31 protein-coding genes and 2 pseudogenes are annotated in these 25,044 nt (G+C 45.0%); 25 read left to right on the plus strand and 8 right to left on the minus strand.

The window, feature by feature from the left end; genetic code table 11:
• Positions 1-8: 8 nt before the first annotated feature.
• The gene (locus ACJJIO_RS18205) at positions 9-974 is read left to right on the plus strand and encodes a DUF2971 domain-containing protein (RefSeq protein ID WP_444890080.1); all 966 of its coding nucleotides are present in this window, start codon (positions 9-11) and stop codon (positions 972-974) included.
• 276 nt (positions 975-1,250) lie between these two features.
• Here the strand turns inward: ACJJIO_RS18205 and ACJJIO_RS18210 are convergent, their stop codons facing one another.
• Entirely contained in the window at positions 1,251-1,745 is a 495-nt protein-coding gene (locus ACJJIO_RS18210) for a hypothetical protein (RefSeq protein WP_444890081.1), read from the minus strand.
• Between the two features lie 319 nt (positions 1,746-2,064).
• Here ACJJIO_RS18210 and ACJJIO_RS18215 point away from each other — a divergent pair, with 319 nt between their 5' ends.
• On the plus strand, positions 2,065-2,235 hold the full coding sequence (locus ACJJIO_RS18215) for a hypothetical protein (protein WP_444890082.1): 171 nt from the start codon (positions 2,065-2,067) through the stop codon (positions 2,233-2,235).
• Between the two features lie 399 nt (positions 2,236-2,634).
• Here ACJJIO_RS18215 and ACJJIO_RS18220 read toward each other — a convergent pair whose 3' ends face one another.
• Positions 2,635-2,991, minus strand: a complete 357-nt coding sequence (locus tag ACJJIO_RS18220) for a hypothetical protein (protein ID WP_444884555.1) — start codon at positions 2,989-2,991, stop codon at positions 2,635-2,637.
• Between the two features lie 392 nt (positions 2,992-3,383).
• On the minus strand, positions 3,384-3,950 hold the full coding sequence (locus ACJJIO_RS18225) for a DNA-processing protein DprA (protein WP_444909360.1): 567 nt from the start codon (positions 3,948-3,950) through the stop codon (positions 3,384-3,386).
• Between the two features lie 441 nt (positions 3,951-4,391).
• Here ACJJIO_RS18225 and ACJJIO_RS18230 point away from each other — a divergent pair, with 441 nt between their 5' ends.
• The 22 genes from ACJJIO_RS18230 to ACJJIO_RS18335 all read left to right on the plus strand — a co-directional run bounded on the left by ACJJIO_RS18230 (position 4,392) and on the right by ACJJIO_RS18335 (position 18,013).
• Positions 4,392-5,093, plus strand: coding sequence for a hypothetical protein (locus tag ACJJIO_RS18230; RefSeq protein ID WP_252082021.1), 702 nt, complete (start codon positions 4,392-4,394; stop codon positions 5,091-5,093).
• Positions 5,094-5,386: 293 nt separating this feature from the next.
• Positions 5,387-5,584, plus strand: a complete 198-nt coding sequence (locus tag ACJJIO_RS18235) for a hypothetical protein (RefSeq protein ID WP_252082020.1) — start codon at positions 5,387-5,389, stop codon at positions 5,582-5,584.
• A 99-nt stretch (positions 5,585-5,683) separates the two neighbouring features.
• A complete protein-coding gene (locus ACJJIO_RS18240) occupies positions 5,684-5,926 on the plus strand; it encodes a LexA family protein (RefSeq protein WP_444909361.1) in 243 nt (80 codons plus the stop codon).
• 492 nt (positions 5,927-6,418) lie between these two features.
• Positions 6,419-7,183 (plus strand): substrate-binding periplasmic protein, encoded by a 765-nt coding sequence (locus tag ACJJIO_RS18245; protein WP_444909362.1) that lies wholly within the window; start codon positions 6,419-6,421, stop codon positions 7,181-7,183.
• Positions 7,184-7,549: 366 nt separating this feature from the next.
• Entirely contained in the window at positions 7,550-8,377 is an 828-nt protein-coding gene (locus tag ACJJIO_RS18250; protein ID WP_444909363.1) for a hypothetical protein, read from the plus strand.
• A 144-nt stretch (positions 8,378-8,521) separates the two neighbouring features.
• A complete protein-coding gene (locus ACJJIO_RS18255) occupies positions 8,522-8,830 on the plus strand; it encodes a D-Ala-D-Ala carboxypeptidase family metallohydrolase (RefSeq protein WP_444884559.1) in 309 nt (102 codons plus the stop codon).
• Between the two features lie 210 nt (positions 8,831-9,040).
• A complete protein-coding gene (locus tag ACJJIO_RS18260) occupies positions 9,041-9,523 on the plus strand; it encodes a YcxB family protein (RefSeq protein WP_444909364.1) in 483 nt (160 codons plus the stop codon).
• Between the two features lie 242 nt (positions 9,524-9,765).
• A complete protein-coding gene (locus tag ACJJIO_RS18265; RefSeq protein ID WP_507014403.1) occupies positions 9,766-10,005 on the plus strand; it encodes a hypothetical protein in 240 nt (79 codons plus the stop codon).
• A gap of 23 nt (positions 10,006-10,028) precedes the next feature.
• Entirely contained in the window at positions 10,029-10,196 is a 168-nt protein-coding gene (locus tag ACJJIO_RS18270; RefSeq protein ID WP_444911013.1) for a holin, read from the plus strand.
• Positions 10,197-10,215: 19 nt separating this feature from the next.
• Entirely contained in the window at positions 10,216-10,509 is a 294-nt protein-coding gene (locus ACJJIO_RS18275; RefSeq protein WP_444909365.1) for a hypothetical protein, read from the plus strand.
• Between the two features lie 97 nt (positions 10,510-10,606).
• Complete coding sequence (locus tag ACJJIO_RS18280) at positions 10,607-10,933, plus strand: hypothetical protein (RefSeq protein WP_444909366.1); 327 nt, start codon at positions 10,607-10,609, stop codon at positions 10,931-10,933.
• A gap of 86 nt (positions 10,934-11,019) precedes the next feature.
• Entirely contained in the window at positions 11,020-11,541 is a 522-nt protein-coding gene (locus ACJJIO_RS18285) for a hypothetical protein (RefSeq protein ID WP_444909367.1), read from the plus strand.
• A gap of 95 nt (positions 11,542-11,636) precedes the next feature.
• A complete protein-coding gene (locus ACJJIO_RS18290) occupies positions 11,637-12,155 on the plus strand; it encodes a phage terminase large subunit family protein (RefSeq protein ID WP_444909368.1) in 519 nt (172 codons plus the stop codon).
• Between the two features lie 279 nt (positions 12,156-12,434).
• A complete protein-coding gene (locus ACJJIO_RS18295; protein WP_444909369.1) occupies positions 12,435-12,785 on the plus strand; it encodes a DUF2460 domain-containing protein in 351 nt (116 codons plus the stop codon).
• A gap of 29 nt (positions 12,786-12,814) precedes the next feature.
• Positions 12,815-13,279, plus strand: a complete 465-nt coding sequence (locus ACJJIO_RS18300; RefSeq protein WP_444909370.1) for a hypothetical protein — start codon at positions 12,815-12,817, stop codon at positions 13,277-13,279.
• A 109-nt stretch (positions 13,280-13,388) separates the two neighbouring features.
• The gene (locus tag ACJJIO_RS18305) at positions 13,389-13,817 is read left to right on the plus strand and encodes a phage tail protein (RefSeq protein ID WP_444909371.1); all 429 of its coding nucleotides are present in this window, start codon (positions 13,389-13,391) and stop codon (positions 13,815-13,817) included.
• A gap of 28 nt (positions 13,818-13,845) precedes the next feature.
• Positions 13,846-14,019 carry a hypothetical protein gene (locus tag ACJJIO_RS18310; RefSeq protein ID WP_444909372.1) on the plus strand — a complete coding sequence of 58 codons (174 nt, stop codon included), beginning with the start codon at positions 13,846-13,848 and terminating at the stop codon, positions 14,017-14,019.
• 79 nt (positions 14,020-14,098) lie between these two features.
• On the plus strand, positions 14,099-14,545 hold the full coding sequence (locus ACJJIO_RS18315; protein ID WP_507014962.1) for a GTA baseplate fiber-binding domain-containing protein: 447 nt from the start codon (positions 14,099-14,101) through the stop codon (positions 14,543-14,545).
• 2 nt (positions 14,546-14,547) lie between these two features.
• Positions 14,548-14,670 carry a hypothetical protein gene (locus ACJJIO_RS18320; RefSeq protein ID WP_444909373.1) on the plus strand — a complete coding sequence of 41 codons (123 nt, stop codon included), beginning with the start codon at positions 14,548-14,550 and terminating at the stop codon, positions 14,668-14,670.
• Between the two features lie 16 nt (positions 14,671-14,686).
• Positions 14,687-15,004, plus strand: a complete 318-nt coding sequence (locus ACJJIO_RS18325) for a DUF2793 domain-containing protein (RefSeq protein WP_444909374.1) — start codon at positions 14,687-14,689, stop codon at positions 15,002-15,004.
• 445 nt (positions 15,005-15,449) lie between these two features.
• Positions 15,450-15,920 carry a hypothetical protein gene (locus tag ACJJIO_RS18330; protein ID WP_444909375.1) on the plus strand — a complete coding sequence of 157 codons (471 nt, stop codon included), beginning with the start codon at positions 15,450-15,452 and terminating at the stop codon, positions 15,918-15,920.
• A gap of 395 nt (positions 15,921-16,315) precedes the next feature.
• Positions 16,316-18,013: a hypothetical protein gene (locus ACJJIO_RS18335; protein ID WP_444909376.1), complete on the plus strand. Its 1,698-nt coding sequence runs from the start codon at positions 16,316-16,318 to the stop codon at positions 18,011-18,013.
• A gap of 510 nt (positions 18,014-18,523) precedes the next feature.
• Here ACJJIO_RS18335 and ACJJIO_RS18340 read toward each other — a convergent pair.
• The 4 genes and pseudogenes from ACJJIO_RS18340 to ACJJIO_RS18355 all read right to left on the minus strand — a co-directional run bounded on the left by ACJJIO_RS18340 (position 18,524) and on the right by ACJJIO_RS18355 (position 22,036).
• A complete protein-coding gene (locus ACJJIO_RS18340; RefSeq protein WP_444909377.1) occupies positions 18,524-19,270 on the minus strand; it encodes a hypothetical protein in 747 nt (248 codons plus the stop codon).
• Between the two features lie 1,069 nt (positions 19,271-20,339).
• Positions 20,340-21,287 (minus strand): annotated as a pseudogene (locus tag ACJJIO_RS18345) (IS30 family transposase).
• Positions 21,288-21,502: 215 nt separating this feature from the next.
• Entirely contained in the window at positions 21,503-21,787 is a 285-nt protein-coding gene (locus ACJJIO_RS18350) for a hypothetical protein (RefSeq protein WP_444909378.1), read from the minus strand.
• Positions 21,788-21,799: 12 nt separating this feature from the next.
• Positions 21,800-22,036, minus strand: coding sequence for a hypothetical protein (locus tag ACJJIO_RS18355; protein WP_444909379.1), 237 nt, complete (start codon positions 22,034-22,036; stop codon positions 21,800-21,802).
• Between the two features lie 36 nt (positions 22,037-22,072).
• On the opposite strand from ACJJIO_RS18355, the pseudogene tnpA reads away from it, so the two are divergent.
• A pseudogene (gene tnpA / locus ACJJIO_RS18360) lies at positions 22,073-22,498 on the plus strand (IS200/IS605 family transposase).
• A 423-nt stretch (positions 22,499-22,921) separates the two neighbouring features.
• On the opposite strand, the gene ACJJIO_RS18365 reads toward tnpA, so the two are convergent.
• Positions 22,922-24,286, minus strand: coding sequence for an ATP-grasp fold amidoligase family protein (locus ACJJIO_RS18365; RefSeq protein ID WP_444909380.1), 1,365 nt, complete (start codon positions 24,284-24,286; stop codon positions 22,922-22,924).
• Between the last annotated feature and the right edge of the window lie 758 nt (positions 24,287-25,044).

The following is a 25,044-nucleotide window of genomic DNA, read 5'->3' on the forward strand; positions in this document are numbered from 1 at the left end:
CGTGTTGGATGAGTCCTGAAGAACAAGAAATGTATGAACAATTGGATCAAATCTTAGCTCCCTATACCGTAGAGGGGCGAGCTGAAGTTCTAGATAATTCACATAAATTTGTTCATTATACTTCTGCAGATAATGCTAAAAACATTATTCGAAACAAGGAGCTCTGGCTAAGGAACCCCTCATGTATGAATGATTATATGGAGGTTTCACAGGGTTTTGACATGTTGATGAAATATCTTAAACAGCCTGCGAATGGCAGTAGGTTTAAAGATGTTTTGAACCAGGTTGGTGACAATACTTGGGAAAAGGTCGCAAAAGAATTTGATGATTGGTGGAGGAATTTAAGGTTCGATACTTATCTTGCTTCAATATCAGTTCATATGGCAGATGAAAGCCAGCATGGCAGGCTCTCTATGTGGCGGGCTTATGGTGGTGACGCTGGCAAGGCGGCATTGGTTTTTAATAACCCACCACTGATTCCAAATTTGAGAGTCATTTTTAGTCCCGCTCTATATTATTCGGACGAGCGCCTGGGGGCAGAGCTAGAAAAAATATTGAATAATATAGAGGCTAATGTTGATTATCTGAGAAGTTTGCCTGAAGACATTGTTTGGTCATCTTTGGCAATGACGCTGATTGTTTTAACACTCTGCTTAAAACATCCCGGATTCAAGGAGGAGCAGGAATGGAGGGTGATATATCTTCCGGAACTGGACACAGAAGACAAGTTCTTGATTGATAGTGTCGAAACAATTAATGGTATCCCTCAAATTGTATATAAGCTCCCCTTTGCCAATAATGAACAAATGGGAATAATAGGGTTAAGTCTTTCCGATATGCTAGATAGTATATTAATCGGGCCCACACAGTACCCTGGGGTTATTCATCAGGCCCTCTCTAGAGAGCTAAGAGATGGGGGGCTTAATGATTTAGAAGGTAGAATTAGCTTCTCTGGGATACCTTTAAGAACTTAAAGATAATTATGTTTAGGTTAAATTCATAGTGTTTTTGTAATTATGCGTTTACTTACTTTGCTCGTCTTAGCATCGGCCCTAACAGGCTGTTATGAAGCCGAGACTAGGGCTTACGGCCGCCAGCAGTGGCTTCCCCGTTGGGCCGATGCGGACGGTGATTGCTAGAACACTCGCCAGGAGCTGCTGACCCGCCTCTCTCGGATTATTCTTGACCGGAAGCTTATGAAGCAGAGTGGGGAGGTCTTGGCTTTCGGTCCGCGCCTGAGGGGCCACGGTTCAATCTTGGGCGTTGCTGGCGTCTTCAATCAGCGCAATTGAATAAGTGTATAAGCTGGAGCAATTATTTACCCATCGCGGTATGTCTTTAGCATAATCGCCGGACAGAGTATCTTCAATTTCTTTCCGTAACTTATCCGGACCGTGTTTGATAAGTCTTTGATTTATACCTACTAAGGTCTGCACCTCAAATTCTTGAGGTGATTCTTTTTTATTGAGTTTTGCGTAGATGGAGCGAGCAAATAACCTTGCTACGTTGTAATGCTCATCTCTGCTAACTTGAGATCCAAAGCCCCCAGTTTTTTCCTTATAAAATCCACAGAGGTAATTTGTGGTTAGAATGTTGACGTTCGCAATTTGTTTTTCTTTTGTACTTAAATCCAAATCGATAGTTTTTGGTAGTTTAGTGTCACATGAAGCGATAACCGAAAGACAAATTATCATTGTCAAGTTTCTGAACGGATGAAGGAAATACTTATTTTTAGGGAAGTTCATGTGATCTATGCTGTGTCACCGGGTATGTTTTACATATTCTGATCGAATATTACACTAAGTTCTAGCGTTTTTCTTTAGCGGCTTAACTCTCTTGCTGTTTAATATTTTGTCTTTGAGTTAGCGGCCTACACTCAGTACGATCCCTTAAAAACAAAGGGGGGACGTCATGCGCCTGTTACTACCTATTATCCTATCTGCCGCCTTGGCCGGCTGCCTCGAAGTCGAAGCCTAAGAAGAGCGGGGCTATGGCCGTCACGAGTGGCTACCGAAGTGGTCCGACACTGACGGCGACTGCCAGAGCACCCGTCATGAGCCTCTGGTGCAATACTCCCTGGCTCCGGTCAGTTTTACCAACGAGAAAGGTTGCACGGTAGATACTGGCCTGTGGTTGGACCCATACACCGGTAACTTCTATATTCTGGCCTCTGATCTGGATGTTGAATACATCGTCCCACTTTCCAGGGCGCACGAGCACGGTGGTGCCAACTGAACTGTAGAGCTGAAGAGGCAGTTTGCCGAAGACCCTGAGAACCTCTGGTTAGTCGATGACGGCTGGAACCAGAGCAAGGGCGACAAAGGCTCGGACGAATGGATGCCGCCCTATGAGCCAGTCTAGGCCATCTATGTTAAGCGCTTTATGGCGATAGTTGAGATGTATGGGCTAAAGTTCTAACGGAAAGAGTTAGCCCAAATGTTGGCATTCTTGGGAGAGTAGGCGATTGTCAGATCTCGGAGTTCATAATCTGCTCTATTTATTAGAGAAGCGGCCTCCCCTTATTGTGTAGGCTGCTTCTCTTAAAATAAGCTCATCAAGTGGGAACATTCAACCTGTTGAAATAGTCCTCATTATTAGTGGTATCGTGAAGTTGTTTGTGGTTATTGATAGCTTTTACCAAGAGTATTTGAAGTCTATCCACTCGCCATTGTCATTACAGTAGGCGTTAACGTCGCAATAGTTCTTACAAATCGAACCTCTGCTTATATTAATTATTGTACCTTCATGATGTGCTGCTTCAACATCTCCAAGCCAACAATCTTTTCCGGTTCTGTTGGTGGTATCAATCTCAACTTTATAGGTGCTGGATCTAAATCCTGAAGTTGTTTCCTTTATGACCCCAGTGCATTGATATAGCTCTCCCTGAAAAACAAAGTGGTGTGACAGTTGTTGGGATGGGCAGGTAGCGCTGTTGGCCATTGTAGTGACAGAAGATAAAACTACGGCTGCCAATAATTTTATTTTTAACATCAATAAATCCTTTTTTGATTAAAAGCTTGTATCAAGTCTTGTTTTTTATTTAAAACAACATTAAGTATTTTCCTTTGCGGGAGGTGTTGAGTTCAAGTTATGAAGATATAGTTTGTGCTGTACTACCGGTAATATATGGGCACAATGGTGCCAATTGGATGTGATAGTGAGTAGATTCGTAGATAGAGATAGCTAGAACAATTTATAGGCAGCGCTTTATGGCGATAGTGGAGGAGTATGGGCTGGAGTTCTCGGAGCAGGAATCAGCCCAATAACTGGCTCTCTTAGAAGAGTAGGGTAGTTACAGCTCTAGGAGATCGTAATCTGACTTAGTTCTTAGGGCTGTCGCCTTCCCTTCATTGTTGAGTTTCATTGGGCCCTGACAGTTTAGCCTAGTGAATCCTCAGGGTTATGAGGGGCAACAGCAAAGAGGGGGGGGCCTGCAGGTAGAAATCTACATGTTTCATAGTCCCGCTTGATGCCGCAGACTCCACGATGACAGAAGATTGAGACAGGCCAACTTGAATCCTGTTTCTTGCTACAAAGAAGTGTCTTTGGGGTGATACGTCTTCAGGGTGTTCGGATACCCAGAGGCCTCCAGTATCGAGTATTCGCATTGCTAGCTTATAGTTTGCCCGAGGGTTTGCAGTGTGCAGGCCATGGGCAAGCACAGGGATAGTGTCTCCCCCGGCTGCCAGGGCGCCCTCATGGGCTACGGCATCAATCCCCAGGGCTAGTCCGCTTATGACAACATTGCCCTTAGTGGTGATGTAACCTGCGATTCTTCGAGCAATCTCCAGGCCGTTTGGAGAAGCGTCTCGAGATCCAACAATCGCAACGCCTGGCCGATTTAGTAGGCTGACATTGCCGCGGGCAAACAGTGTTGCCGACGGATTGGGAGTATCTTCCAGGCCGACTGGATACTCTGGATTGCCGCGTTGAATCTCAACTATTTCCATTAAGAAGCAGTTTTGCAGAGAGCTAGTGTTAAAACTAGATGCTTAGGGTTATTGCCCCCGCGATATGGATGGTACTCAAAAAGATATTCTACGGACATGCCAAAATCCTTGTAACACTTTACATCCTAGTGAAATTTGATCGTAAATATACAGCGGAAATTTAAATCATAAAAACTGGATTTATTTTGGTTAAGCTTCTTGGTTTGGTGCGTTTTGTTTTTGCGTTGAATCATCGGCGGGCTTATCTGTCACTTCATGAGTTGCTAAAGTTTTTCGAGTTGCTTTTCGTTGTAGTGATCTTATTGATGTTTTTGTACTAGTGTACAAAAGGCTGAAAAACCTTTTGAAAGGAAGGGTTTCTTTGGTCTAAAAAAAGTTTTACTTTTTTGTTTGTCTGTGTATTCTTCGCACTCTGTTTTAAAGTGTTAAATGGATTTATTGATGAATAAAATAATTAAAATAACCTCTGCGGTATTAGGGTTAACAATTTCCTCGGCTGTATTTTCTGCAACGTGTTCTACAAGTGGGTATGATCCAAGCAGCTATCCTAAGGGAAGCGAATATCCAGCTGTGGGTGTACCGACAACTTTTTATCACGATACCCGCCATGTTGATTACAGCGGGAAAAAGGCAACCTTCTCAACCTCTACCGGATTTATGGGGTGGGATGAGTATAATTATCAGGATTTTAAATGGAGAGCCAAAGAGTCCATTACATTTACGACCAGAGGACCACACTGGGTGACAGTTAAAGATCCTTTGTCAGCCAAAACAATTTGTAATGACGTTTCGGTTCAAAATAAACCTAAAATGAGTTTGCTTTCTTTTAGTTCATCTAATAGAACAGCAAAAATAAGTTATACCGTAGATGAGTATTCCAAGTTTGCCAAAGAAAACAAGTCTATGGCAATCGTATTCCGCTGGAGGTCTGATTTCTATGGGACAACTGGTAGCGCTGGAGGAGTCACTATCAATGGCTTAAGTGGTACTGTCACCGGGAATATATCAGTCCCTGGTGGCGATGATCTCTATGAAATTGATGCCGTCCTATCAGATGGTACTTATACTGCGGCGGTAAACCTGGGCTATATTAGAACTCAGGGCGATTCTAATCGGCCATGTGAACGCTGCAATAAGAACTAGATTACACAAGGCTATGAAAATTTCACTCTAGTCAAAAGAGTGTTGTGTGCTGGGTTGACCTTTTGTGAGAACGAGTCAGCCTAGCAACCAGTCTTTTTGGGTGAGTGAGGTACACCTTCAAGCACTCTCCCGGGAGTATCCTCCAGTTTCTCATTCAGCTCCCATGTTTCATGCATACCCTTACTTCCAGTGCGGAACGGAATAGGCGCCGAATTCATTCTTTTTTTATTCTGTATGTTTACACAGTATTTTGGTAAATTGCTCCTGTGTCGCCGGAAAGAAGGAGTTGGACCATGACATTTATAGATGTTGAAGCCGAGATACGCGCTTGCTTGAACACTATTGAGATGACCGCAGACACTACCGACCCGAAAATAAGGGATATGCTAAAGGTGCAGATAAACAACCTAGATGCAGCAACCAACACCCTGGTTGATGAGCTAAACACTCTTAATGAGAAGCAAGAACAGCTTAGAGAATTATTAAAGTAGTCAGGCAAGGTCAAGAGGTGGCGCTGTGGTCATGCGCTCCCTTGCCTGACCGCTCCCAGCCTCTCGACACTGCATGTATAAGCAGTATCTAGCATTACGGTGAAACTTACCCCTCTATACGGCAGCGGCTTCAGCTGCGGCTTCCCCTCACCGGCAGGCGACTACAAAGAAGAAGCCCTCAGTCTAGATGATCATTTAATAACCAGCGGCCCGACGACGTTCATGGCTCGTGCCAATGGCGACTCTATGCAAGGGGTGGGAATCTTCGACCGGGACATTCTTATCATTCCCGGAGAGAGCAGGAGATTCAGTATCCTGGCCCCGTATGTCCTCCTTTGCTAGGAATATGAAGTCAAATTATCGAGAGATCCAGAACCCGTGAACGAAGGAGGGTCGGAGGAAACTGATCAAGTTGTTGGTATGTAACTACGAGCGGTAAAGGGGCGCAATAACCAAGATAATGCCAGAATTGAGTTAACAGTATTTTGGCTCCGTTACTTCCGAAGATGGGAGTTGCAGGAGGTGGCAAAGGTGGCAAAAAAATCGGTAGCTAGCATTAAGATTCTATGCCAAATCATTGAGTCCAGCATAGAAGTAGGCTACAAGATGCGAGAGAGGCTTTAGCAGGGATGAGGAAAGGCCCTTTCCCTTCCAGTTAATTAAGTACAATTTTTTATTATACCAATTTGCTCTGACCATTGGCGCCTTAATTATTAAACCTTATTAACAGTTAAAGTCGATTGTATTCGATATCGTATTTTTACATAGTATCTATGTTTTGGCCTAACCTGCTATTTAAGTATTAAGAATTCCCTGCTATTAAGGAGTTTTACTATGCGAAACAAGACCTTAAAGCTGCTAGTCTTGTTCCCATTATTGCTTGGGTTACCTTTATTCGCTAATACGTCGGAGTTAAAGGTCGCTATAGCTAATGATGCACCTCCTTATGTTGCTGATAACGCGAAGAGCGGGCTCGAAGTCGAAATAATCCAGCAGGCATTACCTGGGTATTCAATAAAATTCTTGCAGATGGGTTGGGGGGATATTCAAAATGCTATTAAAAATGGCATAGCAGATGCTGAGACAAATGTGTATGAGCATGGCGAGACGGGTGGCCATTTTTTCTCAAATAAATATGTTGGATTTGTTAATTACGCAATTAGCCGCAAGAGTGAAGATATTAAAATAGATAATGTGAACGACCTTGTAGGGCACCATGTCATTGCCTGGAAGGGGGCTCACCTAGATCTAGGGCCAGAATTTGAGCGCCTTTTCTCACCTGGAGGGGCAGGTAGCAAAAATTATGTCGAGATACAGGATTCACGAGATCAGGTCCGGGATTTCTGGCAGAACGAAGATTCTATTGCCATTATCGATAAGAGTATTTTTGCTCACTTCTCCATGAAGCAGGGGCACTCAATGGATGAGGTGGATACTCATAAAGTCTTTTTACCGGTTTCGAAATTTAAAATGGCGTTTAAGGATGAAAAGACCAGAGATGAGTTCAATAAAGGGCTGGCCCGTCTTTGTTCTACAGGTGAATATGCAAAGCTTCTTAGGAAACATGGCATTTCGGAAAAAGCGAATATCTGCGAATGAGCTGGTGATCTAGATGCTATTAGAGGCTTTTAGGATTTACTGGCACGCTAATTTCTACTCTGTGCATATATAAAACTGTATTTATTGACAGCTAGCCATCAAAAGAATAATCTTGGGCAAGCTGTCGAATTGTATGTATAGCGACCGATCATCCTTTCTTAAACCGGCCCCTAAGCCGGTTTTTTGTGTTTATTATTTAATAAGCTATGCTGTCGTTGGTAAGCTTCTGTAGGTTTTAACTCATACTTTATATATTCTTTGATTAGATTTTTCGAAAAGTGTGATCAGGTGCTGGGTTTTGATGTGTGTTATAAGGTTAACTTTCTTCTCGAGCGGTTAATTCAATTTATTTTTCAGTGAATTTTTATGTTTTTTAGAAATACCATTAAAATAGTAGCTGTCTCTGTGGCTCTATTAGCCTTCGGTGCGCAAGCAAAAACTTTCAAGTATGAACTTCAAGATCTACATTCATCTAACGGTGAAATACAGTATCCTGGCCTAAATTTGAATGGCGCTAGTTCTGTGATTTTGACCGTTGATCAAGCGAGTCATTCAGTACCCGCAATGCTTACTTCGTTAGAAATTAATTTTCCTCATGCGCCCGGTTTGTTAATAGGTAATTTCAAGGCAGATGATCAAGGTTGGAGATTTTATTCTACCGTCGATGATGTTTGGGTGTATCGTCAGCTTGATATTGCAGTAGATGGTTTCAATGCTGGAAATCCAAATAATGCAATGGTTCACATTGAAGGCTTTGTCTCTGAAGTTGAAAATTTTATTGGGAAAGAGCGTTCACTAAATTTTGAGCAAAGACTATTTTCTGTTCATGGACAATTAGTTGATGCGACTCCAAGCAAAGTTGTTGATGTCAAATCGTTTACAGTTGATGGCAGTCAGGTTGAGTTGTCGCTTAAAGATAATCCAGCTGTTGATCCAAATTCAAGCAATGGTGATATGGCATTTGTTATCGAATTGCTGTGGCTTGGAGAAGGGAAAGAAGTTTTTCATTTTCACGCACCCTACGGCGATGAGTCAAAGTTTTTTGAGGCATACAAGCTAGAAGTCTCAACAATGCCTGGGCCTGATGGTGATGAAACAGCTGTCAGTATTAAAGCTAAAGACGCGCAAGGTATGGAGTTTGAAACACATCATATTTATCTTAAAGATATGCTGAGGGAAGCTTACGAGCTTTAATCGCATCCTTATTTTTGATTTAAGCTTTAAGATACGCTGTTTATTTAAATCAGTTAAAAAGTATTAGTAAAATCGTTCTGTAGCGACACTTATTTTATAAAAATTAACCCGCCCAGTGCGGGTTTTTTTATTTCTGGTGCTTCCATGTTTGATAATGACTATTTCACAGAGTTGGAATTGGCCTGTCGTTGTTGTGGCAAAAATTATTTCAAAGATGAAACGCTCAGGCGCCTGATCCAAGTTAGAGAGCGCTTTGGCAAGCCGATGATTATTAACTCCGGTTACCGCTGCCCAGTTCATAACGCTCGATTAAACGCCACCATGACCCATACCACCGGGCAGGCTATTGATGTTCAGGTGGCGTCAGGCAGGGCCTACCGGTTAATTAAAATCACCCAGGAGGAAGGTTTCACCGTTATAGGGGTATGGCAAAAGGGGGCATTCAAAAGGTGATTCCTTCACCTGGATGACCTTGAATCAATGCCGGGCGAGCGTACCCGCCCTACAGTCTTAAGTTACTAGCCGTCCCGCTGAAGTGTATAAAATTTGTCCGGCAGTCTGATTTGAAAGATTACTTTGGAAAACTGACGCGGAATTGCTTCCGAGGCAGTGATCAGGATAATAGTGGTCAAGATCATCAGTATATAAATGTTAGCAATAAGTATGAATAAAATCGAAGTTAAGATAACACCCGATGATTACTATCATTCCCAATGGGTTCATCAGAAGCTTAGTGTAAGCAAATTTTTTATCATTACGCTTTTAACAGTATGGCTTGCCTATTTTTTATATAGTGCTTTAAACGTTGAATTATCAATCGCCGTTGGTTGTGCCTCTGGCTGGCTACTTTGGTATTTTGGCTATTATTTGGTCTATCTGCGCTACAAGTGTAATAAAATTTATCGGCAGCAAAAGAGCTTAAATCTTCCAGCTCAATTCGAATGGGATCGTGAGGGCATTAACGCAATTAACGAAAGAGGGATAGTAAAAATCAAATGGTCAGACTATGTCAAGTGGCGAGAAAGCAAGCGGATTATCATGCTTTATCAGTCAGATTTGATTTTTAACATTATTCCTAAATCATCATTTGAAAACACAGACCAGGAAAATGACTTTTTATCAAATCTGCAAAGCATCAGCAGCTAATAAGACTAAGCACAACCGACCACTTCTTTATTATTTTGGGCTGACACCTTTTTGGTACTTCTGCGTTTTGGGAGTATAAATAAGCTACCTTACGATTGTTGTCTCTAGCAGGTACCTAACCATATAAACCGGCCACTGAGCCGGTTTTTTTACGTAAGGCATTCCCAGGTAAGACAGAAGCCAACCGCTTAAAGGCGCAGGTGGATTCAAAGTTAATCTCAATGGACCTGAAGGAGTTGAGAGTGGCTACCCAGGTAATCACTGCAGAAGCTGGAAGAGAGTCATGGCTACAAAGAAACTGGCGGCCAGTAACAATGCTTACGTTCGTGGGGCTGACCGTCTTTCATTGGTTGGGGTGGACAGCGCTAAACCTCAGCGAGAACCAGACTCTCGCCCTTCTGGAAATAGTAAAAATCGGCCTCGGTGGTTATGTAGTGGGGCGCAGCGTTGAGAAGGCAACTATTGCCTGGAAGCAGTCATAACACTTCAGGATGCTCTGAGAGAAATAGCGGATAAGGCTGGCTATACGACTGCTATTGGTGCTGGAGCTTTCGCGGGTTGGCTCGCAAACAACTGGCTTGGCTTTGCTGGTGTGCTGATAGCTGCAGCAGGTTTAATGATTAATTGGTATTACAACCACAACCACAACCACAACCACAACCACAAGCGCTAGAAGCTGCAGGGCGGGGACGATGGGCGTTAGTGTAAAGCTGGATACTTCAAAGTTTGATCAAGCATCTGCTGAATTAAAAAAGCAATTACCTTATGCTAGTTCTGTGGTACTCAATACTGTGGCGTTACGAATCCGGGGAGAAGAGGGTGCAGCTATAGGGCGTGTATTTACAAACCCAGTAAAGTTAACGCTGAACTCCGTATTGGTAAAGAAAGCCACGAAGCGTTCAGGTATTGCCAAAGTCTTTATCCGTGATCAGGTTTCCAACGGTACTGCACCCGGAAATACCTGGCCCCGTCGGTCATGGATGTGAACCGGAACGACAAGTGCTTTGAGCGAGCCCTTTGGCATATGGGTGTTCACTGCTGGTATGTATGTGGTGCATGGCAAGGCGGCGAGATTAAACAAGCATGGAAATATCTCGGTCGGAACCTATAAAAAAATCCTGGCTGAATTGCGGGGTAACCCTGGCTCTACAAGTGGGGCAGGTAGTGCGCAGGGTAAAAACGGTAAATATTTCGTTGGCAAAGTTGGATGGTGTCTTAGGCGTTTGGAAGAGGGCAGGCGGCAAACGCCGGCCAACGGTTAAGCCCACCCTGATTTTCCTCAAGGGAAAACCTGACTACCGCAAGCGATTCCCTTTTCTCCGTATTGCTGAAGGCATAGCGCGGCGTCATCTGCCGATTGAACTGGATAAGGCCATGGACCATGCAATTGCGACCGCAAAAAGACGTTGAACGGGTCTTCCTGAAGGGGCCAACACACGGGTGATTCGGACCCCGCTTTTTTAACAGATATCTGAAATTTCCTAGGGGGTTATACCTTGGCTGGTGATATCTCTCTTGATGATCAGGCCACTCAATTGGGCTTTGCTCGCTTGGTTGGCGCTACTCAACCGGCTATTGCCAAACACTACAAAGCAGGGCTTTTTACTGTAGGTGCCAGCTTCAGAGTTTGGCTTCATGAATATTGCGAGCGTCTGCGAACCGAGGCCGCTGGCCGCCAGGCGAATGAGGCCCGCAACCGCCGCGATATGGCGCAGGCAGTTGAATCTGAGGCGAATGCACAGCTGAAGATGCGCGAGCTGTACAAGCAGGATCAGCTGATTGTCGATATTGAGTCCGTACGTAAAGCGATGGTGGAGTGGTCCACCATTGGCAAGAATGAATTTTTAGGAGCGGTGGAAAGCATCGTTATTGCTATCGAGAGCCAGCATGCCATTACCATCGATCGCGAACCCCTACAGCCAAACATTGACGCTGCCCTCAAAGCTATTGGCAGTTACGAGATTGAATCTGAAGAGGCTGGTGGAGGAAGTACGCCAGGCCTGGATACCGCAGCCTAAAATCCCGCTGATCGAGTGGTTGCCGGACAATATCAAACTGCCGTCGGAAAATAGCGATAACGCTGGTTATTACCGCAATGATTTTCTGGGGTGTCATGCACGCACTGGATAATCCACTGTCGTGGATGGTGGTGATGCAGAAGGCCGCGCAGATCGGCTGGACGGTATTGCTGGCCACGGATATCTGCAAGGTCGCCGTCACCGACCTGGCCCACATCCTGATGCTGTTTCCCAAGGATGAAAAAGGCCGGCTGTTTATGGATGAAAAGCTGGTGCCGATTATCGAGGGGTCACCAGCTGTTAATCGGGTGATCGATGTCACCACCAGTCGCAAAGGCGGTAGCCGCTCAACGCGGAAGAAATTCCCCGGTGGTGAGGTGCGCACCATTGGCTCCAACTCCATCTCCAATGTGAAATCCACCACAGCCCGTCGGGGCTATGTGGAGGAGCCGGACGATACCAACAAAGACGTTGGCGATCAGGGCGATTTCATTCGCCACCTGCGGGAACGCCTCAAGCGCATGCGCAATAAGAAATTGGCACACCGGCCGTTGCAGACCTTTCCCAGGTGGAGCACTACACCAAACTTGACACCATGCGCGTGCTGCCGGTGACCTGTCACGACTGCGGTGAGTCTCATGTACTGGATTGAGAAAACGTCAGCTGGCTGGAAAAAGAAGGCGGTACACCGCATCCGGTGTTCGGCCTGCACCAACCAGAAACCGCAGTGTATACGTGCCCGGAATGTGGCAGCGCCTGGGATGATTACCGCCGCCCGGTTTTCATGACGCAGAATATTCGTGTTGATGGCAAGGTAAATAATCGACTTCCACGCAGCTTGCCCGCGAGAGCGAACGCAAACAACGGATTAACCGCAGGAGGCTGGGATCTTAATGTTTAATGAAAGTCGCCTGCTGGAAAAAGTGGCCTACGGCTCCGGATACGACCACCGCTATAAAACCGATATTAAAGAATTACGCAGCGGAGTAGAGCGCCGCAATGCCGAATGGGAGCGCCCGCTGGGCCGTTACTCGGTGCTGTTTAAAAATCTGGATTATGCGGATCATCAAATCGTGGCCGCTGCTCATCATGCCTGCATGGGTGCCCTGATTGGTTTTCGTTTTAAAGACGCCAGCGATCTTGAAGCGGAGCGGGAAGTGATTGGCTTTGGCAGCGGCAATAGCGAGAGCTACCAGCTGGTAAAAAATATGTATTCGGTGCTTTTTCCTATCAGCGGAAAATAGCGAAGCCGGTGAACGGCCGGGTAACCATTATGCTCAACCTTACCCTAACCCACAGCTGGGCGCGGGTCATGGAGGATGGCAAAGCCATCGTATTGGATTCCCTGCAGGTGCGGGCCAGCACGGTGATCACCGGAGCCAATATCACCGAGGTCAGACTGGCGTTTGACCAGAATATGCGCCCGGTGATTGCCTATGTGGAAGCCGGCACGGCCAAACTGTACTGGTATGACAGCAGCCTGGGCACCCAGGCAACAATAACCGTTGCGGGCTTTGTTACCCTGAGAGTCTCCCTGGACGATAAGCACTGCCCCCAGACCGGCGCTAGCGATGTGATTTTTGCCTATTTAAAAAGTGGCAACCTGGATTACTGCCAACAGCGCGACCGCTATAGCAATGAGTATTTACCGGCTAGCAATGTGAATAGCCCCTGCCTGGTAAAAATTGGTATGAATCGGCAATTCCGCTTGCAGTTTTTACTCAAAAGCCCTGAATAAAACCCCGAATAAAATCCTATGCCTTATCCCCTCGATGCCGTGGTTGCAAAGATCTGCGAGCGCGCCGGCCTGCCGTTTGGCAAATTCGATACCACCCTGCTGGAGGGGTATGTCTCGGGGGATGCAGGTCAGCAACGAAGCCCCCAAGTTCGAGCATATTCAGGAGTTGGCCAAGGCGTTCTTTTTTGACCCGGTCAATTGCGGTGATTCATTGGTATTTACCCCGCGCGGCGCCGAACCGGTGATGACCATCGATGAAAAAGATTTGATCGGCGATAGCGACGACGAGAAAACCCGCCGCTCCCCCGAGGAGATTGTGCGGGTGCTCAACCTAAACTATTACGACGCTGATGGTGGTATCGATACTTGTAAGCAGACCTGTGATCGTAGCATCGATACTCGCGGCGAGGGCGAGAAAAATATAGAGACCCAGCTGGTACTGGAGGCCGACCAGGCCGCACAGATCACCGTGATTACGTATAAGGTGATGATCGAAGAGCAGCGCGGCGAGTTTGAAATTACCCTGCCGGATAATTAAGCTCACCCCGGCGATGTGGTGCTGTTCAGTGGGGATCGCTGCCGTATCCCTGGATAACGGAGAGCAGAAGTACAAACTGATCCACGACCGCAAAAGCGCCTATCAATCTCAGGCCTTCGGCGTAGCTCCTATGGCACCGCCGGCCCCGGTGCCACTGGTGCTGGGCTTTACCACTATCGAATTTTCGACGCGCCCATACTGACCAGCGGTGACGACAGCCAGCTGGGCTATTACGTCCTGATTGCCGGCAGCAACAGCGCCTGTACGATACCAGCGACGCGCTGGAAAACTGCACCTTCTCGGATCTGCTCAACCGCCAGAATAGGGCACTGATCGGCGATGAAATCGCCAGCTTTGGCGAGGCCGAAGAAATCAGCCCCGGCTTGTGGGAGATCGGTTACTTCTTGCGTGGGCGCCTTGGCACCACGTCAGCCAATCACCCGGCGGGCACGTGCTTTGTTTTACTCGAGCGCAACACCCTGAATTACATTCCCACCGAGCGCTACAACCTCGGCCAGACACTCACCTTCCGCGCCACCAGTGTTGGCAGCGGCAAAGAGACAACCACCAGCGGCACTTTCAATGGGGCCAGCCATGCCGAGCCAGCACCGGCCAATCTCAATGCGCACCGCGCAAATGGCCAGCTGGTAATTCAATGGCTCGGAGTAGGCGCCTCGGTGGCCGCGCTACTTACGACCAATCGCAATACTTCACTAGCTAAAGGGTAACGGTGAATGCCCAAAGCACAGACACCACCGCCACCACAATCACCATTGCAGACCCAGTAACTATTCAGGTCAGCCCGCTAAACAGCATCACCGGCCCAGGCCCGGCCGCACAGATCAGCGTATAAGCAGGAACCAAACCCCATGAGCAACACACCTAACAACGGTATCCCCTACGCCCAGGAAGGCACCCTAGACCCCGCCGTCAGCCTAAACCAAGCACTGGATACCGCAGACACACTGCTACAGCTGGAAATGCTGGCCATACAGAACGATCCACCGGGCTCTGCCAGCGATGGTGATCGCTACCTAGTCGCTACCGGCACTGGCGTTTGGGCCGGCAAAGACGGCCAGCTCGCCCTCTATGTCGCAGACCCAGGCTACTGGCAATTTTTCCCCGCAAAAGTGGCCCTGAATAAAGCGGCTGGCAAATTGGTAACCGCCCCGCGACCTTGCCGGTGATTACGGGCAGTACAAGCAACGATTTGGCTGGGGTGCTTACGCAGATGTTGGGGGCGTTAAATAATATTTACTGGGATAGCCAGGTAATTTAGTTTTTGTATTTAGTTGGTACGTCTAAAGGGGAAAAAATTTTGGTGGGGCAGGAAAGGGTGAAATACAATGCTTCGAACAGTTTTAGGTCGGTAATTCTGGGGTCTGTAGATTTACAAAGATATAGACCTTATCTTATCAGGATTTGACTCAAGAAAACTGTTCGAAGTAAGTTGTGTTTCATAATGTATGTAATGGATTTTAATTTTGAAAAAACTGACTGCAAATTCCCCTCTGCATAAGGCTGTGTTGAAAAAATCTATTGGTGGTATCACTTTAATCTGCACATCGGCATTGGCTCAGGCAGGCACAATCAGTAAGAAAAATAGATCTGGGTGAGCCGTTCCCTTTCAGGATGGAAGATGGAATTGAGTACGAGGTGGATTTAGATGTTGGCTATCGATTCGATAGCATTGAAGAAGTTTGTATTAAAACTGAAGCTAAAGAAGGATATGCCTCCTCGTCAATTTTGGGTGTAAAAGGTGAGCCTGTGCCCGGCTTTGTATCTATGGGTATAAGGTTTGGGATAGGCATTGTTTATTCCACTGATGACCCAACTCCGGAAAATCCAAATCTAGTGCCACAGATGGGAAATATCAGTATATGTGAAGGTGAAAATAGCATATTAGCGAAAAATTTTCTCGATGGAGAAGGTAAGTTTACATTTAATGTGTCCGGTGGTTATGTAGATTTTTGGGACTTTGAGTTGGTTATTGAAGGTAATACCTCTGACACTCAGTTGGTGATCGTGCTTGATGAATCTGCTGAATTTTCAGTTCTTTCTACGGAGGAAGAGTCAATTATGATGCGAGTATTCGTAATTTAGACTCTTCGAAATCATTGGTTACATTTGAGCAGTGGAGTGTACTCACTCTTCCCAACGGGGATAATTATCCCACTCATAAATCACGGGATGTTGTGTTAAATTATTCTGAGGCGAAGGACTACACTCGAAACTATCTAACGATACTAGAGTGGTTTGAGGCCGGAGATTGCGAGTTAACCTGGTATGTCACGGATCCAAGTACCGGCGTTCGGGTGAAAGACAGTCTGTATTTCACTAAAAGTGTGGGCTAAGTTTTAAACTATCGGCAGGCTGGGGTGCCCTTGTGTCCTAGCCATCCCTTTATCAACCCAAAGGCCTTGCTTTATAAGGGCTGAGTTATAAAAAACTGTCCGAAATGTTGTTGTGTCTCATATTGTATTTAATGGAATGTGATTTTGAAAAAACTGGCTAATAAGTATCCTCAGTACAGAGCTGTGTTAAAAAATTCTATCGGTAGTATCACATTAATCTGTGCATCGACATTGGTTCAGGCAGAAACCATAAATACAAAAATTGATCTAGGTGGGCCCTTTCCTAGCAGGTTGGAAGATGGAGCTAAGCACGAGCTGGGCTTTGCGGGAGAGCAGGTTGCTCCCCCGGGCCTCGATTTTAATTACTTTCCGAGTGAGTTTATTATTGGAGAATCTACGGTAGGGCGCTGGAGCTCATCTAATGCTACAGAGTGCCATAATTCATCTGGCACTAAGCTCTCTCTAGTCGGTTCTTGGACAAATACACCTATTTCAGTTGGTCTTAGATCATCGACAATTACATGTACTGGTCCGGGAGGGAGTGTCACCAAAACTGCTCTTTATACAGTATTACCCTATCCTGAGCCGACTCTAAACTTTTCTTATACTCCCAGAGAAATTTTTATCGGTGAATATACTTTAGGAACTTGGTCCTCTAATTATGCATCAGAATGCCACAATTCATCTGGAACAAATTTAGATTTGAGTGGTTCATGGGAAAACATACCAAAGAGGGTTGGCTTAGGAAGCTCTACTATTATCTGTACTGGACCAAGTGGAAGTGTGACTCAAACTGCACTTTATAATGTGGTAGATCTACTGAGTAAAGACTACTACTATGATCAGCTATTAAAGCTTAAGCCAGAGTCTTTTAAAGACACTATTACTAATAGTGTAATTCCTATGTATTCCAATATGCCTGCAATAGACGGTTTAGTTGAAATGTACCAGGCCACAGGAGATAAAAAATTAATACGACATGCACTAGATATAAGCTTAGCATACCAGAATAATGGGTACGATTTCGATGGTGATGGTTATTTTGATTGGAGTAGTGATCTTATTCCACAAGGTTACAGCCATGGTCACTATGAATGGCGAGCGGCTATGGGGATTGCCATTGTTGCAGCTAGGGTATTAACCGATCCTGCTTTATCTAGTGATCCGCTGATGAAATCAGATGCTGAAAATTTGGTCAATTTTGTTGAGACTCATGTCTGGGATAAATGGGAGAAAAGCGAAAAATACAAAGGGAGACTGAGTAATATTAGAGTTACTCACTTTGTAGGGCGTGTGGGTATGATAGCACTTTCTTTATATCAAGCATCACTCAGTGAATCTCGGAAAAAGGAATATAAAAACTTCATTGAGGTAAAAGGTAGACAGTTAAAGGATTCGTTAGAGTTGCACGGCAATGCATATGATATACGCTGTTATATGAACCCTATAGCTGACTGTAGCTCAGAAAAATTACCCGTGGACGGCACTATTGATGTAAGTCATGCTGGTGATACAGTCAATTTTATTATAGCAAGCTACCAGCAGAATTTTGTTTTTGAGCTACAAGATTTGTCTAGGCTGGCTAACGCTGTCAAATATAATATATGGAACGGGGAAACTCGTAATGAGGTGCTTGGGCATGTCTTTAATGATAATGTTGATGGTAGCGCAGTGGGCAATATAATTGTAGGTAGGAATCAAGGAGCTTGGGTTAAATTATCTAAATACGATGCGGAGTTAAAAAGTATATATCGGATTTGGAGCAGCTTTGATTCAAACCTATACCCCAATGCTGCTACAAAAGCTCAAGTTTATGGTGCGATAGCCAATACTTTGGATTAAATCAGGCTCCTTCTTTTTTAACTGCTCAATTCTATGGCTTGGGGCTATTTGGCTTAACCGGTTTAAATAGCCCCTTCAATAGTTCATTGAGAGTAACAGCCTGTATTTGCCCCCAAAAACACCTCCTGAACGATCCGTCAAAACAACAAGGAGGGGTCGTCATGCGCCTTTTGCTGCCTATTCTACTATCTGCTGCCTTGGCTGGCTGGCTGGCTCGAAGTCGAAGCCTGAGAAGAGTACGGCGATGCCAATTGGACTGTAGAGCTGAAGAGGCAGTTTGCTGAAGACCTAGAGAACCTTTGGCTAGTTGATGACAGCCGGAACCGGAGCAAGGGCGACAAAGGCCCAGACGAATGGATGCCACCCCATGAGCCAGTACAGGCTATCTATGTGCAGAGCTTTATGGCAATAGTGGAGAAGTATGGGCTGAACTTCTTACTTAAGGAGTCAGCCCAGATTCTAGCTTTATTGGAGGGCTAAGTTACCCTCTTGGATATAGGCATTAGTAGTTCACTCTAACTCTTCTTTGCTCTTAGGAAATAGCTCCTTTCTAGTGGGAGTGGAGGAGATTGGACTGGGGGTCAGTTCAGCCTGATACTCTGTTAAGGTGTATCTTAACTCTTTCACTCGCTCAAAGAGGGCTGGCACTATAGCTGCTATTTGATAAATGAGGTAACTAAAAGTACCGAGACAAATCACTGTAAAAAGTGCTGAGCCAGCTGGCATGGTCTTTGCGATAGTTACAAGTAAGGCAATCATTAATGCAGCTATATATTTAGCTAGAATTTTAGCATATGTTCCTGGCAACTCAGCTAAATTTTCACATGCTTCTAGGGTATCCTTTATATTCTCAATATCTTCCTTGCCAACTTTTTGTGTCCTTAGTTTTGATTTGAATTTTAGATATCGAAGTTTCCCGTTATCAAACTTTTTCAGAGACTTTTCACTATACCCAAAGTCTGATTGTATCCTCGCTAAATACTTTTTTCTTGCAAGCAGAAGAACGATTGTTGATAAAAATTCGGAAAGCAAAGTTAAAAATACCCAGAGCCCATTTATATTTAAAGCTTTTTTTATAGGTGCGGAGCTCATAGGTATCGTTATGAAATAACGGGTCAAGCTTACACCAAACAGTACAGAACAAATGGCAAATGGAGTTTTGTAAACCTTTCCTGAAGATAAGATAATATCGTTCAATATCTGCCTTCTTGTACGCTCTGTAGAGTGAGTATCCTGAACAAATTCCCATATATCCATTATTTATTCCTCTTCGTGCTTGCTGGTAAATTTCCAGACATATCCGACATTTCTTAATGTGCCCCAATAGGAATTTCTTTCTGAAAGCATATGGTATTCCTTGCTCTAACAATATTTCTGGGCTGCTCTCTATTGAGCAGCCTAATTGCAATACTTTGAAGTAGTCGGGGGTGTTGGGCTCAGCGCAGCTTCTAAAGGAGGTACTCAGTGCCTACGTGCTAGGATAATAATTTAAAGTGTCGAGGTTACATGATCGGATTTTAACTGTATTATACTTGTAGGAAAGAGGGCCCATCCATATGGCAGGGGCTATTCAATTAATACTGAGTTAGATTCTTACTGAAGAGCAAACCATCAAGCGATGACGCTTCGACCATTTCTTTGAAGACTTCGGTGCAATAGATACTTACATTGGACTCTTTCACCCTGAATATCGGAACCCCTTTCAGCTTTACTTCATCGAACTCAATAGCTGAGATTAGATGGTTATCTCGAATAACCGATCCGGGCACTACTGCATTAAGATTTTCGGCAATAGTTAGTGGATTAAATAGGTAAAAATTGGCCCCTTGTAGGTGCAAGGAAGAAACTCGCTGAAAGAACCTAGTGTACCTTCGAGAGCGTTGTAAGCAGCTTCATGCAATACAAGATAGTTTTACTAGCGAGAAATCATTGGAATGACCGGGGCAGAATCGCAAGCCTTGATACTCAGCTCTAATGGTTCCTACTCTTCACTGTAGGACTTAGGAACTGTATTGAAAAGGAACTTCATACCCACTCACTTTTAAGTACCGCAGTAGGCTCGAAGTAGGGTTTCATAAAGTCGCTGTCGTTTTCAGATACTTTATAGATACTCATGCTTTTCCTATGCGTCTAAGTTCGTCGGCCGGTAACATAACATAGTGCGGAAATGATGAGAATTTGAGGTCATATTCGATACCTCTTAGGAGATTCTCTACACCCTCTGGATTTAGCTCCTCAGGCTGCATGGTAAGTGTGTCGAATTTCTCCCTTAACCACATGTAGCAGCCGTTTCTATGAATGCGAGAGTGAGGAACTGCACTAGGTCCTAGATTGCCAACATAAGTGACACACGTTTACCCACCAACAATTCCAGTGGGCTCAAATAATTTAACACCTTCCTGGGGCGAATATTGATTCGAAACACTGCATCATCAATACGGCTTTTTGGTATCTTGCCAATTTCCACTCCTTTCGGGAAGAAGCGCCTCAAGAGACCATTAGTGTTTTCGTTCAGCCCACGCTCCCGGGAGTGGTAAGGTTTTGCAAAATATATTCTGCACCCTAGCTTCTGCGCAATCGATTGATGACCTGCGAATTCCCCGCCATTATCGAAGGTGATGGTTTTGCAGATGGCCTGATATGGCTTCAGCATCTGCTTTATTGCCCGCCCCACTATTTTCTTGCTCTTATTTGGGACTCTGCGAGTGAGCAATAATTTGGAGACTCGCTCAACCAGTGTCACCAGATAGCCATCTTGACGATAAACTGTATCGCCTTCCCAGTGACCAATCTCAGAGTTTTCATCGACAATCGCAGGCCTTTCATCAATATCTATGCGCTCTGGAATAAGCTTTACGCCTGCCTCAGAACTTGCCCGTTTACGATAAGGTTTGGCTTTCCTTGGCAGACGTGACCCTCAGTTAAGTCGACGGATCCAGCGGTAAATTGTTGAACAGCTAACCGCTTTCGTACACCGTTCAAGCCGCATTCGCCCAGCGATTTGTTCAGGGCTTGCATTTTTTAGTTGGAGGTCGATTTGTACCTGCATGGCAAAGTCGAGCTTGGTGTTCTTAAGAGCTCCGTGCCGCCGTTGCAGTACCTGACGATGGGCACTCTCGGCACAGTAGGGGCTGTAACGACCAAGCTCGCGAGAGATGCTCTTATTGGATCTATGGAGGCGTTGTGCAATGGCTCGAGCTGAATAGCTCTGCCCATTAAGGGCCTCAATCTGATATCGTTCTTTTAAGGTCAGCTGGTTGGTAAGGGTTCCCATGAGGTTCCTGGCTTGTTTGTGTGGAAGCTTACTAGCCTACAGCCAGCTGGCCTCTCTCGCTATTGCCAAGTGTGTCGGTTGTTATGGGAATCTAGGGATAAGTAATGATCCCACTTGATGGCCAAGCGACGGTAGTTTCCTGGCCATGTAAAAATTCTCTCAACTTTCAAGCGTCGTACATACCTTCTAAGTTTTCTATCATCTTGTTTAAAAGGTTATTTTCTATTCTTACGGTGAGGGCAAATCAGGTCAATTTTACGGCGGGCTAAGCCATAGCATAAGGGGGCAGAATTTACAGCTTTGTCGTATACTAGGTTCTGAATTTTTGTATTTTTATAGGTAGCATCGAGAAGTGAATGTAATAAATTTACTTCTTCTGGTGACGTCGAAGTAACGGTGCTTCCCAATGGAATATCCTCGACATCGACCACCACCATCCACTTTGTACCCTTGCCCCGCTTGGTTCTGCTCCCCTTTTCTTGCAGGGGCAAAGCTGCCATCCGAAAAACTTCTTACCCAGTTAAGCTTGGATCTTCGATCGAACTGTCCGAGAAATTTTCGCCAAGCCCCCAGCCAAGCGCCTTGCTCTTGCCAAAACTGAAACCTTCTCCAGCAAGTACTTGGCGATGGGTAAAAAAGGGCCTTTTAAGAAAGCCGGTAATTAACACACAGGTAAACCACTGCCTCTGGCGGTGAGACTTGACAAGGCTCAGCCCTTCCGGCGTGCAGAGTAAAAATATGGCCTCCATGAACGGGCAAGTTCTAGAAGGAGGCCATATGCGAGATTGGCAGTGCCAAGCTCACGTGAACATTATTGCAGGTACCACGTGGTATTTGTGCCCAAGTATCGAAAGAAAGCGTTATTTGGGACATTGAGGCGGGAGATTGGAGCAATATTCCGAGACTTATGTCGTCAAAAGGGCATTGAGTTAGTCGAGGGGTACGCAATGAGGGATCACATTCATATGCTGTTAATGATTCCTCCGAAGTTTAGTGTTTCCAATACGGTTGGGTTTCTGAAAGGGAAGCCTGCGATTTAGATATTTCGGAAGTACAAGCATGTACAGAGAAATTTCACAGGAAGACACTTTTGGGCTCAGGGTTACTGCGTGAGTACAGTGGGGCTTGATGAGGAGATGATTCGAGAGTACATCAAGAATCAAGAGGTCGAAGAACGCCGGCAAGAGCAGATTCAACTAGCGGGGTTGTAACTAGCTCGGGGCCTTTCACCATACCACCCGTTATGCGGGTGGTTGCTGATTGTCAGATTTAAGCCTGAACTACTGCAAATCATCCGTAGCCCGGATTGTCTCCCCCGGATTTTAGCTAGGATTATTTGCGTCCATCCGGGTTGCACAACTCACATTAACTACGAATAAAACCACGTTTATTTCGACGGTAAAAACAGCTACCTCATTACGCTCAGATAGCTTGCTCTCTTTTAACAGGCGCTTCTTTCAAAAACTCATTTCGCAGCGACAGCTCGGCATACATTTTTTTAGCTGGTGAGAAACTCATTTTCCGTAGGCTCCACCTGAGAAAGAGTCGATACACCCAGGCCACCGTATTTTCTCAGCCGTTTATAGAAGCTCACAGCGCAATAACGTGATCTGAACATCATTGAAATCAATCAACTATTTTTTTGCCAAATTTTCAGGGTCTTCATTATCTATATTTGCTAGCTCTCTCACGGCGGGCCCATATTCAAGTTCAACGAGCCCTCTAATGAGTGCTTCACCGATAACCTTCTGATTATGATCACTCTTCTTTCGAAGTAGGCGCCCTAAACGCAAAGTGAACCAATTATGTTTCCCCACGTAAGGTTTGTAAAAAGCCTCTGCTTTGTCCAAATAGTGTTGTATAGAATCATTTTCAAACACAGGGCTCTCAAAAATCTGACGCGCGATTCGCTCGTTAACCTCCCCATCACCATCTTGAGATGCAAGAAAACTCCAAATTAGCGACACATAATTTAATAAGTCACTATTTGTACTCTCAAGTAACTTAGATATAGGTAGAGCTGACCTTTTGTCCCCTAAATAGTATGCTGTTGCCAAAGCCCTATAATCATCCGCCCTTAAAGAGCCCACATCAGATTGTAAAGCCCTTAATTTGTCAACGTTCAAGACTCCTACATTATTAACATTCTTTGATAGCATTTCACCATTAAACATTCTGTCAAAGTTATTAAGCCTTTCTCCGGAGAAAACTACCATTTTCGTCTGCGTAGCACCTGGAGAAAACGTAAACTCACCAAAAACAGGACCTTTTTTACCGTCATAAAGGTCTACACTCACAAACGGAGTGTTAGGGATTTTGGATAACTTCTCGGCACATTCAATCAGCTCGCCCGCCCTAAAGGGTATCAGTGGTTTCCCCTGCCTCCATCTAACCTCATCGAGCCTGTAATCTACTTGATAGTTATAGGGGAAAAAATTGCCATCAAATATAACAACCCGTGGTGGATTTACATTTCTATCTATTTGAACAATAGCGCCTACCTGCCCGTTAAAGCAATAAAACTTGTAATCGAAAGGTATATCTACATCGATGCTTCCACTCTCAATCTTCTCTTCTATGTACCATACGGAACCATCTCTACTTATCCTTTCTGAAACGACCTCTTGATTATTGCAAATCTCATTCCAGCTAACATTTTTTTTCTTTAGGATATCCCTGTACATACGACATTTGGTATTCCCTTGGTCTATAGACTTCAGAATGTCTATTCCTATACCTGAGTGCGCATCACTATATTTCAGTACAAAACTTTCAGGAAGGCTACTTTCAGCATTCCGTAAATCTTCGATCGATTCGAAGGTCGCTAAACGTCTAGGGACACAAAAACCAGATTCTGACACTAACCCAGCACTTCTCACTTTGGCAGCGTAAAGAGGAATATCTGAGTGTGTCCAGTTTCCATGGAAATTTTTAGCTACAAAGTTTAAAAACGGGCTATCATTGAAATAGTTGTGAATTGGTGGGTTCATATTGTTCATGTATTAATCGACCACTACTAAAGTAACATCACAATTATCAGATGTTCGAACGAAGCATCCTCAAATTACCAATTGCTGCACATTTTACGCATCTGCAAAGCAATGCCAACTTGCTGTCAGCGTTAAGCTCCTCTGAGCTCGCATACTATCCTTCAAGGCGCCACACCTTTAATTGTATCGGCGTATCGGCATTCATCATAGCTATTTAGCGATCTATTTCACGGCCTCTCTCTGCTCATGAAGCTTGGCACCTGATGAAGCCTGATATGCCTCTGTGTATTTGTCTGGCTTGACGCTCACTGCCTGTTAAAGTCAGCTCCCTTGATTGTCCAACAAGCAGGGCAAGCTTTTCGGACATACAACGCGTCGTACAGCTGGAGTCCAAGGTCGTTAAATGACCTCAACTACGATAATCACAGAGTACGCCGAAGAAGCCCCTGTCAGACCCTTTTCAAGTACAACCGAACACTGAATACCCGCCTCAGCAGTGGAAGACTGCTCTCTTCGGAAAGCTACCCCCCATTCGACTTTGCTGATTGGCATAGTACGCAGTGGGATGGCTTTTCATGAGAATACCAATGAGGGTGGAGACCAGAGTTACATCAACAGTGAGTGGAGCTGCTTAGCTATCACCCTATGCGTATGTGCTAGTAGACTAATCAATCTATGCTTGCCGATAAAATAGCGGCAAGATTATCACTCGGATATGCGAATGTTCACTTATCTGTAAATTGCTCTAAGTGGAAGCTTCGTGCGGG

The organism is Microbulbifer mixtoriginis (SeqCode) (assembly GCF_052467235.1).

What these genes read in the sequence shown, in the direction of transcription:
- ACJJIO_RS18205 (WP_444890080.1), top strand. Translation starts at nt 9, where the DNA reads ATGAGTCCTGAAGAACAAGAAATGTATGAACAATTGGATCAAATCTTA.
- ACJJIO_RS18210 (WP_444890081.1), bottom strand. Translation starts at nt 1,745, where the DNA reads ATGAACTTCCCTAAAAATAAGTATTTCCTTCATCCGTTCAGAAACTTG.
- ACJJIO_RS18220 (WP_444884555.1), bottom strand. Translation starts at nt 2,991, where the DNA reads ATGTTAAAAATAAAATTATTGGCAGCCGTAGTTTTATCTTCTGTCACT.
- ACJJIO_RS18225 (WP_444909360.1), bottom strand. Translation starts at nt 3,950, where the DNA reads ATGGAAATAGTTGAGATTCAACGCGGCAATCCAGAGTATCCAGTCGGC.
- ACJJIO_RS18230 (WP_252082021.1), top strand. Translation starts at nt 4,392, where the DNA reads ATGAATAAAATAATTAAAATAACCTCTGCGGTATTAGGGTTAACAATT.
- ACJJIO_RS18235 (WP_252082020.1), top strand. Translation starts at nt 5,387, where the DNA reads ATGACATTTATAGATGTTGAAGCCGAGATACGCGCTTGCTTGAACACT.
- ACJJIO_RS18245 (WP_444909362.1), top strand. Translation starts at nt 6,419, where the DNA reads ATGCGAAACAAGACCTTAAAGCTGCTAGTCTTGTTCCCATTATTGCTT.
- ACJJIO_RS18250 (WP_444909363.1), top strand. Translation starts at nt 7,550, where the DNA reads ATGTTTTTTAGAAATACCATTAAAATAGTAGCTGTCTCTGTGGCTCTA.
- ACJJIO_RS18255 (WP_444884559.1), top strand. Translation starts at nt 8,522, where the DNA reads ATGTTTGATAATGACTATTTCACAGAGTTGGAATTGGCCTGTCGTTGT.
- ACJJIO_RS18260 (WP_444909364.1), top strand. Translation starts at nt 9,041, where the DNA reads ATGAATAAAATCGAAGTTAAGATAACACCCGATGATTACTATCATTCC.
- ACJJIO_RS18275 (WP_444909365.1), top strand. Translation starts at nt 10,216, where the DNA reads ATGGGCGTTAGTGTAAAGCTGGATACTTCAAAGTTTGATCAAGCATCT.
- ACJJIO_RS18280 (WP_444909366.1), top strand. Translation starts at nt 10,607, where the DNA reads ATGGAAATATCTCGGTCGGAACCTATAAAAAAATCCTGGCTGAATTGC.
- ACJJIO_RS18290 (WP_444909368.1), top strand. Translation starts at nt 11,637, where the DNA reads ATGCACGCACTGGATAATCCACTGTCGTGGATGGTGGTGATGCAGAAG.
- ACJJIO_RS18295 (WP_444909369.1), top strand. Translation starts at nt 12,435, where the DNA reads ATGTTTAATGAAAGTCGCCTGCTGGAAAAAGTGGCCTACGGCTCCGGA.
- ACJJIO_RS18300 (WP_444909370.1), top strand. Translation starts at nt 12,815, where the DNA reads ATGCTCAACCTTACCCTAACCCACAGCTGGGCGCGGGTCATGGAGGAT.
- ACJJIO_RS18305 (WP_444909371.1), top strand. Translation starts at nt 13,389, where the DNA reads ATGTCTCGGGGGATGCAGGTCAGCAACGAAGCCCCCAAGTTCGAGCAT.
- ACJJIO_RS18325 (WP_444909374.1), top strand. Translation starts at nt 14,687, where the DNA reads ATGAGCAACACACCTAACAACGGTATCCCCTACGCCCAGGAAGGCACC.
- ACJJIO_RS18330 (WP_444909375.1), top strand. Translation starts at nt 15,450, where the DNA reads ATGGAAGATGGAATTGAGTACGAGGTGGATTTAGATGTTGGCTATCGA.
- ACJJIO_RS18340 (WP_444909377.1), bottom strand. Translation starts at nt 19,270, where the DNA reads ATGGATATATGGGAATTTGTTCAGGATACTCACTCTACAGAGCGTACA.
- ACJJIO_RS18350 (WP_444909378.1), bottom strand. Translation starts at nt 21,787, where the DNA reads ATGGCAGCTTTGCCCCTGCAAGAAAAGGGGAGCAGAACCAAGCGGGGC.
- ACJJIO_RS18355 (WP_444909379.1), bottom strand. Translation starts at nt 22,036, where the DNA reads ATGGAGGCCATATTTTTACTCTGCACGCCGGAAGGGCTGAGCCTTGTC.
- ACJJIO_RS18365 (WP_444909380.1), bottom strand. Translation starts at nt 24,286, where the DNA reads ATGAACAATATGAACCCACCAATTCACAACTATTTCAATGATAGCCCG.